This window comes from Streptomyces sp. NPDC026589 (genome assembly GCF_040638385.1).
Taxonomy (GTDB): domain Bacteria; phylum Actinomycetota; class Actinomycetes; order Streptomycetales; family Streptomycetaceae; genus Streptomyces.
In genome coordinates, this window is sequence record NZ_JBEZYG010000003.1 from 384,163 (window position 1) to 397,058 (window position 12,896).

The 12,896-nt window shown below is 71.9% G+C and carries 10 protein-coding genes; 7 read left to right on the forward strand and 3 right to left on the reverse strand.

Features of this window, described 5'->3' with window-relative positions; genetic code table 11:
• Positions 1-19 precede the first annotated feature (19 nt).
• Positions 20-901, forward strand: coding sequence for a YceI family protein (locus tag AB0F29_RS07635; protein WP_361868729.1), 882 nt, complete (start codon positions 20-22; stop codon positions 899-901).
• A 39-nt stretch (positions 902-940) separates the two neighbouring features.
• Here AB0F29_RS07635 and AB0F29_RS07640 read toward each other — a convergent pair whose 3' ends face one another.
• Positions 941-1,186 (reverse strand): hypothetical protein, encoded by a 246-nt coding sequence (locus AB0F29_RS07640; RefSeq protein ID WP_003969241.1) that lies wholly within the window; start codon positions 1,184-1,186, stop codon positions 941-943.
• Positions 1,187-1,291: 105 nt separating this feature from the next.
• Here AB0F29_RS07640 and holA point away from each other — a divergent pair, with 105 nt between their 5' ends.
• The gene (gene holA, locus AB0F29_RS07645) at positions 1,292-2,278 is read left to right on the forward strand and encodes a DNA polymerase III subunit delta (RefSeq protein WP_361868490.1); all 987 of its coding nucleotides are present in this window, start codon (positions 1,292-1,294) and stop codon (positions 2,276-2,278) included.
• Positions 2,279-2,679: 401 nt separating this feature from the next.
• Here the strand turns inward: holA and rpsT are convergent, their stop codons facing one another.
• Positions 2,680-2,946: a 30S ribosomal protein S20 gene (gene rpsT, locus AB0F29_RS07650; protein ID WP_018961227.1), complete on the reverse strand. Its 267-nt coding sequence runs from the start codon at positions 2,944-2,946 to the stop codon at positions 2,680-2,682.
• Positions 2,947-3,162: 216 nt separating this feature from the next.
• Here rpsT and lepA point away from each other — a divergent pair, with 216 nt between their 5' ends.
• Both lepA and AB0F29_RS07660 read left to right on the forward strand, forming a co-directional pair.
• Entirely contained in the window at positions 3,163-5,037 is a 1,875-nt protein-coding gene (lepA, locus tag AB0F29_RS07655) for a translation elongation factor 4 (protein WP_026291097.1), read from the forward strand.
• Positions 5,038-5,309: 272 nt separating this feature from the next.
• Complete coding sequence (locus AB0F29_RS07660; protein WP_361868493.1) at positions 5,310-7,199, forward strand: long-chain fatty acid--CoA ligase; 1,890 nt, start codon at positions 5,310-5,312, stop codon at positions 7,197-7,199.
• Positions 7,200-7,432: 233 nt separating this feature from the next.
• On the opposite strand, the gene AB0F29_RS07665 is transcribed toward AB0F29_RS07660, so the two are convergent.
• Positions 7,433-8,635 carry an MFS transporter gene (locus tag AB0F29_RS07665; protein WP_361868495.1) on the reverse strand — a complete coding sequence of 401 codons (1,203 nt, stop codon included), beginning with the start codon at positions 8,633-8,635 and terminating at the stop codon, positions 7,433-7,435.
• Between the two features lie 204 nt (positions 8,636-8,839).
• Here AB0F29_RS07665 and AB0F29_RS07670 point away from each other — a divergent pair, with 204 nt between their 5' ends.
• From AB0F29_RS07670 to hemW, 3 genes are all read left to right on the forward strand, one after another.
• On the forward strand, positions 8,840-9,322 hold the full coding sequence (locus AB0F29_RS07670; RefSeq protein ID WP_361868497.1) for a VTT domain-containing protein: 483 nt from the start codon (positions 8,840-8,842) through the stop codon (positions 9,320-9,322).
• A 176-nt stretch (positions 9,323-9,498) separates the two neighbouring features.
• The gene (locus tag AB0F29_RS07675) at positions 9,499-11,502 is read left to right on the forward strand and encodes an ATP-binding SpoIIE family protein phosphatase (protein ID WP_361868500.1); all 2,004 of its coding nucleotides are present in this window, start codon (positions 9,499-9,501) and stop codon (positions 11,500-11,502) included.
• A gap of 142 nt (positions 11,503-11,644) precedes the next feature.
• Positions 11,645-12,886, forward strand: a complete 1,242-nt coding sequence (gene hemW / locus AB0F29_RS07680) for a radical SAM family heme chaperone HemW (RefSeq protein WP_361868502.1) — start codon at positions 11,645-11,647, stop codon at positions 12,884-12,886.
• Positions 12,887-12,896: the final 10 nt, after the last annotated feature.

Consider the following 12,896-nt stretch of genomic DNA (forward strand, 5'->3'; position numbering starts at 1 on the left):
CCCCTGGGGGTACGTAGAGATGTTCGGCCGTTGGCTGGGAAACAGAGGCCAGGCGGGTCGGCGCGGTGGGTCCCTCGCCGGATTCCAGGTGCCCCGTACCGCGGGCGTGCTCAACTGCCGGGTGCTGGACCCGGTCAACGAACCGGTTCAGCAGGCCGAGTTCGTCGTGACCGACAGCGCGGGCCGCAAGGTGATCGGCGGGGAGACGGACCCCTTCGGCAGTGTTCTCGCCACGGTCCCTGCGGGCGACTACCGGCTGGCGATCACGGCCGAGGGCTTCACCCCGTTCCACGGAGCGGTCACGGTGGCCGAGGGCGCGCACGCCACTCTGGGCGATGTGACCCTCCAGGTGGCGCAGCCGCCGCAGCTGCCCGACCCCGGCGACTGGGACATCGAGCCGAACCACTCGCAGATCGCGTTCACCGCCCGGCACATCGGGCTGGCGCGCATCCACGGCAGGTTCAACACCTTCGCCGGGGCGGTCCGGATCGCCGACCGCATGGAGGACTCCGCCATGCACGTGATCATCGACGCGGCGTCGATCGACACCAATGTGCAGATGCGCGACGACCACCTGCGCTCCGGCGACTTCCTCGACGTCGGCCGCTACCCGACGCTGGAGTTCTACAGCGAGCGCTTCGTCCACCGGGGCGGCAGCCGGTGGGGTGTCACCGGGGCGCTGACCCTGCACGGCGTCAGCCGTACCGTGACGCTGGACACCCAGTACCTCGGGATCGGCAGCGGCCTGGAGGGCGAGACGCGCGCCGCCTGCCGGGCCACCACCGAACTGCACCGCGAGGACTTCACCCTCACCTGGCAGACCATGGTGGCGCGCGGGATCGCCGTGGTGGGGCCGAGCATCGTCATTGACCTCGACATCCAGATCGTGCCCAAGGGCTGAGCGGGCCGGACCGTTCCCGAGGGCCGGTCCGGCCGGGCGTCACGGCTTCTCCAGCCAGCCCTCGTACTCCTCCGCGAACGCGTCGAGCGCGGCCGGGTCCAGACGTCCGGCCGCGTCCTCCACGACCACCAGCCACTGGGCGTCCTCGGCGTCGTCCTCGCCGGCCAGCGCGTCCCGTACGAGCTGAGGCTCCTCGGCGACCCCGAAGCGGTCCGCCAGCTCCTCGGCCACCTCCTCCGCGGCGTCGCGGTCGGGGAGTACCAGTACATGTCTCACATCGCTCACCCGGCCATTCTCCGGTACGGGCGTTCGCGCACCGCGCACCGGCCTCGCGCCCCGACAGCCCGGGGCCGTCCGGGCTGTCAGTGGGGCGTGGGATGCTGGATCGCGATGGCCACCAGGAAGAATTCCACCGACGATCCGCTCGCGCCCCTCACCCTCGCCGTGGGCCAGGAGGACCTCCTCCTGGACCGTGCGGTGCAGCAGGTGGTGGTGGCCGCCCGCGCTGCCGACGCCGACACGGACGTACGTGATCTGGCGTCCGACCAGTTGCAGCCCGGCACGCTCGCCGAACTCACCAGCCCCTCGCTCTTCGCCGAGCGCAAGGTCGTGATCGTGCGCAACGCGCAGGACCTCTCGGCCGACACGATCAAGGACGTCAAGGCGTATCTCGGCGCGCCGGTCGAGGAGATCACGCTTGTCCTGCTGCACGCGGGCGGCGCCAAGGGCAAGGGGCTGCTGGACGCGGCGCGCAAGGCCGGGGCGCGGGAGGTCGCCTGCCCGAAGACCACCAAGCCCGCAGAGCGGCTCTCCTTCGTACGGTCGGAGTTCCGGGCGCACGGGCGGTCCGCGACGCCGGAGGCCTGCCAGGCGCTGGTCGACTCCATCGGCAGCGATCTGCGGGAGCTGGCGAGTGCGGTGTCCCAGCTGATCGCGGATGTCGAGGGCACGATCGACGAAGCGGTCGTCGGGCGCTATTACACCGGGCGGGCGGAAGCCTCGTCGTTCACCGTCGCCGACCGGGCGGTCGAGGGGCGCGCGGCGGACGCGCTGGAGGCACTGCGGTGGTCGCTGTCGACCGGGGTCCCGCCCGTCCTGATCACCAGTGCGTTGGCGCAGGGGGTACGGGCGATCGGGAAGCTGTCCTCGGCCCGGGGCGGCCGGCCGGCCGATCTGGCCCGGGAGCTGGGTATGCCGCCGTGGAAGATCGACCGGGTGCGGCAACAGATGCGGGGGTGGACGCCGGACGGGGTCGCTTCGGCCCTTCGGGCCGTGGCTGCGGCGGACGCGGGGGTGAAGGGCGGGGGGGACGACCCCGAGTACGCCCTGGAGAAGGCCGTCGTCGCTGTTGCGCGGGCCGCGCGGGCTGGGCGGTAGGCCTCTCGGGTTGGGGTGGGGGCGGTTCGCCGTGGGGTTCGCCGCGGTGTGCGGGGCCTTTGTAAGTACCGGTTCCGTCCTCAAGCGCCGGACGGGCTGGGTTTGCCTCGGCACCGTGCTGGGAGCGTGCGGGGCCTCGTGCGATCGCCGGTTCCGTCCTCAAGCGCCGGACGGGCTGGATGTGCCCCCGGGCGGGCACTGGATGTCGCCTCACGTGCGGAAGCCCCGGTCCTCGATCTGGGGAGATCGGGGGCCGGGGCTTCCGGGTAACACTCTGGTGTGCGCCGCACCCGCGTGGCGAACGCAGGTTCGGTGTGCGGCGCGGGGTGCCGGTCAGGGGCGGGAGAGAGGGCCCGTCTGGTCCGTCCCGGCGGTCACATCAGTGAGCTTCGGGAAGAAGCTCAGGCCTGCAGGGCGGCAACCTTGGACGCCAGCGCCGACTTCTTGTTGGCGGCGGCGTTCTTGTGGATGACACCCTTCGAGACAGCCTTGTCGAGCTGACGGGAAGCGTCGCGGACGGCCGTGGTGGCCTTCTCGACGTCACCGGCAACGGCGGCCTCGCGGGCCTTGCGGATCGCGGTCTTGAGCGACGACTTGACGGCCTTGTTGCGCAGGCGCGCCTTCTCGTTGGTCTTGTTCCGCTTGATCTGGGACTTGATGTTCGCCACGAATAGAGCCTTTTCAGGTTCGTTGGATCTTCCAGGTGAGCCGCGCCGCTCGTGAGAGCCACGAGGCACAGCTGTCCACGGTAGCAGTCACCCTCCGACCGGCCCAAACCGGTCGCTGTCCCGCAGGCGTGGGACGATGGAGCCTACGTATCGATCCGACCGACCCGACATCGACCCGAGACACGGCGTTCGGCGTCTCAAGAATCAGGACCCTGCGTGCCCGCGACTCCTTCCAACGTGCCCGAGCCGAGCCGTACCGACCCGGCGCTGATCCGCAATTTCTGCATCATCGCGCACATCGACCACGGCAAGTCGACCCTCGCCGACCGGATGCTTCAGCTGACCGGAGTGGTCGACCAGCGGCAGATGCGTGCTCAGTACCTCGACCGGATGGACATCGAGCGCGAGCGCGGCATCACCATCAAGTCCCAGGCGGTCCGGCTGCCCTGGGCCCCCAACACGGGTGAGGACACGGGCACCACCCACGTCCTCAACATGATCGACACCCCGGGCCACGTGGACTTCACCTACGAGGTCTCCCGTTCGCTCGCGGCCTGCGAGGGCACGGTGTTGCTGGTCGACGCCGCGCAGGGCATCGAGGCCCAGACGCTGGCCAACCTCTATCTCGCGATGGAGAACGACCTCACCATCGTCCCGGTGCTCAACAAGATCGACCTCCCGGCCGCCCAGCCGGAGAAGTTCTCCGAGGAGCTGGCCAACCTCATCGGCTGCCAGCCCGAGGACGTGCTCAAGGTCTCCGCGAAGACCGGCGTCGGCGTGGACGCGCTGCTCGACCGGGTCGTGCGCGACGTGCCGGCCCCGGTCGGCGTCGCGGACGCCCCCGCCCGCGCGATGATCTTCGACTCGGTCTACGACGCGTACCGCGGTGTCGTCACCTATGTCCGTGTCATCGACGGGCAGCTCAACAAGCGCGAGCGCATCCGGATGATGTCCACCGGCGCCACCCACGAGCTGCTGGAGATCGGGGTGTCGTCCCCGGAGATGACCCCGGCCGACGGCATTGGCGTGGGCGAGGTCGGCTACATCATCACCGGGGTGAAGGACGTCCGGCAGTCCAAGGTCGGTGACACGATCACCTCGCTGCACAACGGGGCGACCGAGGCGCTGGGCGGCTACAAGGAGCCCAAGCCGATGGTGTTCTCCGGGCTGTATCCGCTGGACGGCTCGGACTACCCGGACCTGCGCGAGGCGCTGGACAAGCTCCAGCTCAACGACGCCGCCCTGGTCTACGAGCCGGAGACCTCCGCCGCGCTCGGCTTCGGCTTCCGCGTCGGCTTCCTCGGCCTGCTCCACCTGGACGTGGTCCGGGAGCGGCTGGAGCGCGAGTTCGGCCTCGACCTGATCGCCACCGCCCCCAACGTGGTCTACCGCGTCGAGATGGAGGACGGCACCGAGCACGTCGTCACCAACCCGAGCGAGTTCCCCGAGGGCAAGATCGACAAGGTGCACGAGCCGGTCGTCCGCGCCACGGTGCTGGCCCCGAGCGAGTTCATCGGCGCGATCATGGAGCTGTGCCAGAACCGGCGCGGCACCCTGCTCGGCATGGACTACCTCTCCGAGGACCGGGTCGAGATCCGCTACACCCTGCCGCTCGCGGAGATCGTCTTCGACTTCTTCGACCAGCTGAAGTCCAAGACCCGGGGTTACGCCTCCCTCGACTACGAGCCCACCGGCGAGCAGTCGGCCCAGCTCGTCAAGGTCGACATCCTGCTGCACGGCGACAAGGTGGACGCGTTCTCCGCGGTCACCCACAAGGACAAGGCGTACGCGTACGGCGTACGGCTCGTCGCCAAGCTGCAGAAGCTCATCCCCCGGCAGAACTTCGAGGTGCCGATCCAGGCGGCCATCGGCGCCCGGGTCATCGCCCGGGAAACCGTCCGCGCCATCCGCAAGGACGTCCTCGCCAAGTGCTACGGCGGTGACATCTCCCGTAAGCGGAAGCTGCTGGAGAAGCAGAAGGAGGGCAAGAAGCGGATGAAGATGGTCGGCAACGTGGAGGTTCCGCAGGACGCCTTCATCTCCGTCCTGTCGACGGACGAGTCCGCGGGTGAGAGCAAGGGCAAGAAGTAGTCCGCTCTCCAAGGGCCCTCATGCCGCAGCAGTACCGGCGTGGGGGCCCTTTCGTTATGAAAGCCGCGGTCCGTTGCCTCTTACGTGGCGGACACGCGCGCTCTACTCTGATCACGACTCGATGGTTACTGGTCAGTTAAACAAGCCCGACCAAGCAGGTTGCGCAGAAGCACGGGAGCAGTAGGCAGTAGGCGGTGGGCAGGAGCACCACGGCAGCCAGCCGCCGTATCAAAGAAGCCGGTCGTAGCAATGCCGCAGGCCCGGAGGACGTCGTGAGCGACACACAGACCTTGATCGATAACCGGCCGCCCTCCGTGGCGGCCCTCTTCATCGACCGCGTGGCGGCGACCCCGGACGGGGAGGCGTACCGCTATCCGGTGCCGTCGGCCTCGGGCGCGGGTCCCGACGACTGGAAGTCGCTGAGCTGGGGCCAGGCCTCGGAGCGGGTCTACGCGATCGCCGCCGGGCTGATCGCCCTCGGCGTGCGGCCGGAGGAGCGGGTCGCCCTCTCCTCGGCCACCCGGGTGGAATGGATCCTCATCGACCTCGGGGTGATGTGCGCGGGCGCCGCGACGACCACCGTCTACCCGTCCACGAACGCCGAGGAGTCCGCCTTCATCCTGGCCGACTCCGAGAGCCGGATCCTCATCGCGGAGAACGCCGAGCAGCTGGCCAAGGCGCGGGAGAGCCGCGCGGACCTGCCGAACCTCGCCCACGTCGTGGTCATCGACCCGGCCGGCGTCGAGCCCGCCGATGACGACCCCGAGGGCTGGATCATCACCCTCGCCGAGCTGGAGGCCCAGGGCGACGAGCTCCTCGCCAAGACCCCGGACGCGGTCACCGAGCGGGTCGCCGCGATCACCGCCGACCAGCTCGCCACCCTCATCTACACCTCGGGCACCACCGGCCGCCCCAAGGGCGTACGGCTGCCGCACGACAACTGGTCGTACATGGCCAAGGCCACCGTCTCGACCGGGCTGATCAACGCCGACGACGTGCAGTACCTCTGGCTGCCGCTGGCTCACGTCTTCGGCAAGGTCCTCACCTCCGGCCAGATCGAGGTCGGCCACGTCACCGCCGTCGACGGCCGTATCGACAAGATCATCGAGAACCTGCCGGTCGTCCAGCCGACCTACATGGCCGCCGTGCCCCGGATCTTCGAGAAGGTCTACAACGGGGTCGCCTCCAAGGCCCGTGCGGGCGGCGGAGCCAAGTACAAGATCTTCCAGTGGGCCGCCGGAGTCGCCCGCGAGTACGCCAAGGTCTCCCAGGACAACTTCCGCCGCACCGGCAAGGCGTCCGTCCCCTTCGCGCTCGGCGCCAAGCACAAGGTCGCCGACGCCCTCGTCTTCTCCAAGATCCGTGAGGCCTTCGGCGGCCGGCTGCGCGCCTGCGTCTCCGGCTCCGCCGCCCTCGCCCCGGACATCGGCTACTTCTTCGCGGGCGCCGGCGTCCACATCCTGGAGGGCTACGGCCTCACCGAGACCAGCGCCGCCTCCTTCGTCAACCCGGGCGAGGCCTACCGCACCGGCACCGTCGGCAAGCCGCTCCCCGGCACCGAGGTGCGCATCGCCGAGGACGGCGAGATCCTGCTGCGCGGCCCCGGTGTCATGGAGGGCTACCACAACCTGCCCGACAAGACCGAAGAGGTCCTGGAGTCGGACGGCTGGATCCACACCGGGGACATCGGCGAGCTGTCGGTCGACGGCTACCTGCGCATCACCGACCGCAAGAAGGACCTGATCAAGACGTCCGGCGGCAAGTACGTCGCCCCGGCGGAGGTCGAGGGCCAGTTCAAGGCGGTCTGCCCCTTCGTCTCCAACATCCTGGTGCACGGCGCGGACCGTAACTTCTGCACCGCGCTCATCGCGCTCGACGGCCCCACCCTCCTGGGCTGGGCCGCCGAGAACGGCCTGGAGGGGAAGTCGTACGCGGAGGTCGTCGCCGCCCCGGGGACCGTCGAGCTGATCGACGGGTACGTCAAGCGCCTCAACGAGGGCCTCCAGCGCTGGCAGACCATCAAGAAGTTCCGCCTCCTGCCGCGCGACCTGGACGTCGAGCACGGCGAGCTGACCCCCAGCCTCAAGCTGAAGCGGCCGGTCGTCGAGCGGGAGTACCGGGGGCTCATCGACGAGATGTACGCGGGCTCGCGCGAGGCCTGAGCCACGCGGCCGGCGCGGGGCCCCGGCCCCGGACGGGCACTGGCGGGGCGGCCGGACACCTGAGGTGTCCGGCTTCCCCGTTCCGGCCGCCCGGCCTGGCAGGAGCGGTGCGTCGCGGACGTCGACGTGGGCGCCGCGCCGGTCGTTCGCCGCGGTGGTCGAGGCCAGCCGGACCTACTTCACTGGCGCCGGCCTCGCAGGTGCTCGTAGGCGCTCGCTGGTCCGCGCCGAGTTCAGCCGCGTCGGCCTCGCAGGACCCTGGCGAGCACCACCACCAGCAGCCCGGCGCAGGGGATCACCAGCAGGCCGGTGCGCAGGCTGGTCGCGTCGGCGACGTACCCGACGACCGGCGGGGACAGCAGGAAGCCCAGGCGCATGAGCCACGAGACGATCGTCAGACCCGATCCCGGTTTGAGGCCGGGCAGGGCGTCGGCTTCGTGCATCGCCGCGGGTACCAGCGTCGCCACCCCGAATCCGGCCAGGGCGAAGCCCAGGATGGTTCCGGGCAGCGTCGGCACCGCCAGGGCGAGTCCCATGCCGACCGTGGTGATCAGGCCGCCGGTCCGGGCCACGGCGCGCTGACCGAAGCGGTCGACGAGACGGTCCCCGATGATGCGCCCGATGAACTGGGCGCCCACCAGGGCGATGAAGCCCCAGGCGGCCAGTGCCGCGGAGGCGTGCAGGGAGTCCGTCAGGTAGAGGGCGGCCCAGGAGTTTCCCGCGTCCTCGACGAGCGCGCCGGCCGTGGCGATCAGAACGAGCGCTGCCAGCACGTACCCGACGCGCGAGGCGCCGGCCGCTCCCCCGGCGCTCCGCCGTTCCGGACCGGTCTCCGTCTCCTCCGGTTCGTTGTCCGGGCCGGGCAGGCAGAAGCGCCGTGCGGTCACGGCGGCGAGAACGAGGACGATCGCCGAGATCGTGAGGTGGACGCCGAGCGACAGGCCCAGCGACATCGCTCCGGCGGCCATCAGCCCTCCGGTGACGGCGCCGATGGACCAGATCGCGTGGAACGAGTTCAGGATGGAGCGCCCGTAGAGCCGCTGCACCCGTAGACCGTGCGCGTTCTGCGCGACATCCGTCAGTGCGTCCATGGCTCCGGCCAGGAACAAGGCGCCCGCGAACAGCGCGGGCGATGGGGCGAGGCCGGCGGCCAGGATCCCCATCGCCGTCAGCAGGGTGCCGACGACCGCGACCCGCGCCGAGCCCGCGCGGCGGATGAGCACCCCTGCCGCGAGGCCGGCCGCGATGGCGCCCGCCGGGAACGCGGCGACCGCCAGTCCGTAGGCGCCGTTGCCGATCGCCAGATCGTCCTTGATCTGCGGATACCTCGGCAGCAGGTTGGCGAACACGGCCCCGTTGGTGAAGAACAGGACGGCCACGGCGGTCCGCGCGTTCCGCCCGGCGCGGAGAGGACGTGCCTCGATGTCGACGGTCATGCGGAGGACCCTAACCTCGGAGCGTACGAACGTACACTCTTGCGGGCGATAAATCCCGACCGAGTGGTAAGTATTTCACCCGGACGACGGCGGCCACCGCCCCGCGTCCGCCGGGTGCGCGTTCGGTTAGGCTGGCCTTCCTTGGTGGGCCCGGGTGGTGACGGAGAACGCGGGCTTCGGGCCCGCGCGCGAGGTGGGGGCAGTGTGGAGAGGATCGCGCTCGCGGCCGGGGCCCTGTACGTCATCGTCCTGCTCCGCGCCGGAGGGACGTTCGCCGTCGGGTGGCTCGCCGGAGCCGGCGCCCGGCGCGGCAGGTTCGCGGGGCTGACCTCTTCGGCGAAGTTCCGGCGCGCCGAGCGCGCGATCCAGCGGTGGGGGGCGCCGGTGGTCGCTGTCTCCTTCCTGACCGTCGGGTTCCAGACCGCCGTCAACTTCCTCGCGGGCAGCATGCGCATGCCGTTGCCGCGCTACCTTCCCGCGCTGTTCGTGGGCGGAGCGGCCTGGGCGCTGATCTACGCGACCGCGGGGCTCGGCGTGCTGGAGGTCCTGGGGAGGCTCTTCGCCGAGCGGACGGTCCTCGGGGTGTCCGCCGTGGCGGCGCTCCTCCTCACGGTGTGCGGGGTGGTGGTGTACCGCAGAAGGAGGGCAGCCCCGTCCTCCGGCGACACCGTTGCCGACGCATCGTGAATCCGGCCGGCGAAGGGCTTCCATGGCCCCGATCCGGCTCTGGCCCTCGGGGTGGCGCGTTTCCGAAGCGTTGCGTTCGAATCCGCTCGATTTTCTGCCCACTTCGGTAACTCGGTGCTTATGGATGCGGCCGGTCTGTCACTCTGTCGGTGTCGTCGGACCGTAGGAGCCGCATCGTGGCGCCCATTCCCTTGCAGCGGGACATCGTGCAGCGTCCCGGCACCACCCGTGCCGGGCTCGCGCACGGCCCGCGCCTGGCCAGCCGCACCAGCCTGCCCGGCATACCGCTCGCCCCGTCCGCCGCCCGCCGGTTCGTGCGGGCCGCGCTCGCGGAGTGGACCGGGATCGGGGTCCCCGCGGCCGTGGGCTTCAGCGACCGGCTGGCCGACGACGCCGTGACCGTCACCAACGAGCTGGTCACCAACGCCGTGGTGCACGCCGGGACCACCGTCGACCTGGTGCTCAGACTGGAGGAGGAGGGCGACGACGAGCCGTCCGCCGCCCTCGTCCTTGAGGTCACCGACCACCACCCGGCCCGCCCGGTGAGCGGCGACGAGCCCGGCGCGGGACCCGGACCGGCCGGGGTGAGCCCCGGGGAGCTGCCCGATCCCGCGGAGTACGGCCGTGGCCTCCAGCTCGTCGCCACCCTCGCCGACTCCTGGGGCATCACCTACCGCACCGGCCTCAAGACCGTCTGGGCCCGCCTCCCGGTCGACGACTGGAGCGCCCCGCCCGCCCCGCCCGACGGGGAGGCCCTCAGGCGCGGTCTGCGCGCCGCCGAGATCCTCGCCCCCGCCGCGAGACGCACCGAGCGCGACGACGCGGTCTGGGACAGCCGAGGCGCTCCGGCCTTCCTCGCCGAGGCCTCCGACCTGCTCGCCGGGCAGCTTGACGAGGACCTGGTGGCCGCCATAGCCGGCCAGCTTCTGGTGCCCCGGCTGGCGGACTGGTGCGCGATCTGGCTGGAGGCCGAGGGCGGAGGACCGGCCGCCGAACCCCGGCTCGCCCGCGTCTGGCACAGCGACGAGACCGGCACCGAGCCCCTGCGCGCCGTCCTGGAGCGGGAGCCCCTGCGCCTCCCGGCAGGCGTCGGCTGCGGTCCCGTCTCCGTCCCCGTGCCCTGGCCCGCCCACCTCGTCGAGAGCGACCGGGAGGAGGTCGGGGAGGGCCGCGAGGACCGGCCGGCCGCTCCAGCGCCGCCCCCGCACCCCGGCGGCCGGGACGGGGCCGCGCTCGCCTTCCGCATCACCGCCGGTGGCCGGGCGCTCGGCACCGTCCTCGTCGGCCGCGAGGGCGTCGCCCAGGTGCCGGAGGCCGTCGGCTCGCTGATCGAGGACTTCGTCCGCCGCCTCGGCCTCGCCGTAGGCGCGGCCCGGGCCTACACCCGCCAGGCCACCATCAGCCGGATCCTCCAGCGCGGCCTGCTCCCCAGCAAGGTCGCCGAGATCCCCGGCGTCACCAGCGCCCTCGTCTACGAACCGAGCGACGACGGGGTGGTCGGCGGTGACTTCTACGACATCTTCGCGTGCCCCGGCGACCGCTGGTGCTTCGTCCTCGGCGACGTCCAGGGCAGCGGCCCCGAGGCCGCCGTCGTCACCGGCCTCGCCCGCCCCTGGCTGCGGCTGCTCTCCCGGGAGGGCTTCGGCGTCGGGGAGGTCCTGGACCGGCTGAACCGGCTGCTCCTCGACGACGCCATGGAGGCCGCCGAGGCCGCCGCCCTCATGGTCGCCGCCGCCGGGGGCCAGCAGCTCCACGACGGCACCCAGTCCCGGTTCCTCTCCCTGCTGTACGGGGAGGTCGTGCCGCTCCCCGACGGCGGGGTCCGCTGCACGGTTGCCAGCGCCGGGCACCCCCTGCCGCTGCTGCTGCGCCCCGACGGCTCCGTACGCCCGGCCGCCGAGCCCCAGGTGCTGCTCGGGGTCGTCGAGGACGTGGCGTACGAGAGCCAGGGCTTCGACCTCGCGCCCGGGGACACCCTGCTCTGCGTCACGGACGGGGTGACCGAGCGCCGGTCGGGCCCGCTGATGTTCGACGACGGGGACGGGCTGGCCCGGGTGCTGGCCGGGTGCGCCGGGCTGCCCGCCGAGGCGACGGCCGAGCGCATCCGGCGGGCCGTCCACGAGTTCGCCGAGCAGCCCCCGGACGACGACGTGGCCCTGCTGGTCCTGCACGCGCACTGACCCGCCCGCGGACTGGACGGGTCGGCACGCGCACTGACCTGCCCGCGGACTGACCGGGCCGGTGCGCGAGAAGCCACCCGGCCCGGGAAGCCACCCGGTCCGGGAAGCCACCCGGTCCGGGGAACCCCCGCGGCGAGCGACAATGGTCGGTATGCCTTCCGTACTGCCCGATGGTGAGCCCGTGCCCGACGACGGGGCGCTGCCCCGCCACGCCCTGGAAGGCGCAGCCGACCGCCCGCTCGGCTTCTACCTGCACGTCCCCTACTGCGCCACCCGCTGCGGCTACTGCGACTTCAACACCTACACCGCCACCGAGCTGCGCGGCTCCGGCGGGGCCCTGGCCTCCCGCGACAACTACGCCGCCCACCTGATCGAGGAGGTCCGCCAGGCCCGCAAGGTCCTCGGCGACGACCCCCGCCCCGTGCGCACGGTCTTCGTCGGCGGCGGCACGCCCACCCTGCTGCCCGCGGCGGACCTCGTGCGCATGCTGGCGGCGATCAGGGAGGAGTTCGGGCTCGCGGACGACGCGGAGATCACCACCGAGGCCAATCCGGAGTCCGTCGACCCGGCCTACCTCGCCGCGCTCCGCGAGGGCGGCTTCAACCGGGTCTCCTTCGGCATGCAGAGCGCCAAGCAGCACGTCCTGAAGATCCTGGACCGCACGCACACCCCCGGCCGCCCCGAGGCCTGTGTCGCCGAGGCCCGGGCGGCCGGCTTCGACCACGTCAACCTCGACCTGATCTACGGCACCCCCGGTGAGTCCGACGACGACTGGCGGGCCACCCTGGACGCCGCGATCGGCGCGGGCCCCGACCACGTCTCCGCGTACGCCCTGATCGTCGAGGAGGGCACCCAGCTCGCCCGCCGCATCCGGCGCGGCGAGATCCCGATGACCGACGACGACGCGCACGCCGACCGCTACCTCATCGCGGACGAGGCCTTCGCCGCCGCCGGCTTCGACTGGTACGAGGTCTCCAACTGGGCCACCACCGAGGCGGGCCGCTGCCTGCACAACGAGCTGTACTGGCGCGGCGCCGACTGGTGGGGCGCGGGCCCCGGCGCCCACAGCCACGTCGGCGGGGTCCGCTGGTGGAACGTGAAGCACCCCGGCGCGTACGCCCAGGCGCTCTCCGAGGGCCGCTCACCCGGCGCGGGCCGCGAGGTCCTCGGCCAGGAGGACCGCCGGGTCGAGCGCATCCTGCTGGAGCTCCGGCTGCGCGAGGGCTGCCCGCTCTCCCTCCTGAAACCCGACGGCCTCGCCGCCTCCCGCCGCGCCCTGACCGACGGGCTGCTGGACCCGGAGCCGTACGGGCAGGGCCGCGCGGTCCTCACCCTGCGCGGGCGGCTCCTGGCCGACGCCGTCGTCCGCGACCTCGTCGACTGAACCGGCCGGG

Bases quoted from the DNA above. Each gene is read 5' to 3' on its own strand.
- AB0F29_RS07635 (WP_361868729.1), top strand. From the start codon at position 20: ATGTTCGGCCGTTGGCTGGGAAACAGAGGCCAGGCGGGTCGGCGCGGT.
- holA (WP_361868490.1), top strand. From the start codon at position 1,292: ATGGCCACCAGGAAGAATTCCACCGACGATCCGCTCGCGCCCCTCACC.
- AB0F29_RS07665 (WP_361868495.1), bottom strand. From the start codon at position 8,635: ATGACCGTCGACATCGAGGCACGTCCTCTCCGCGCCGGGCGGAACGCG.
- hemW (WP_361868502.1), top strand. From the start codon at position 11,645: ATGGTCGGTATGCCTTCCGTACTGCCCGATGGTGAGCCCGTGCCCGAC.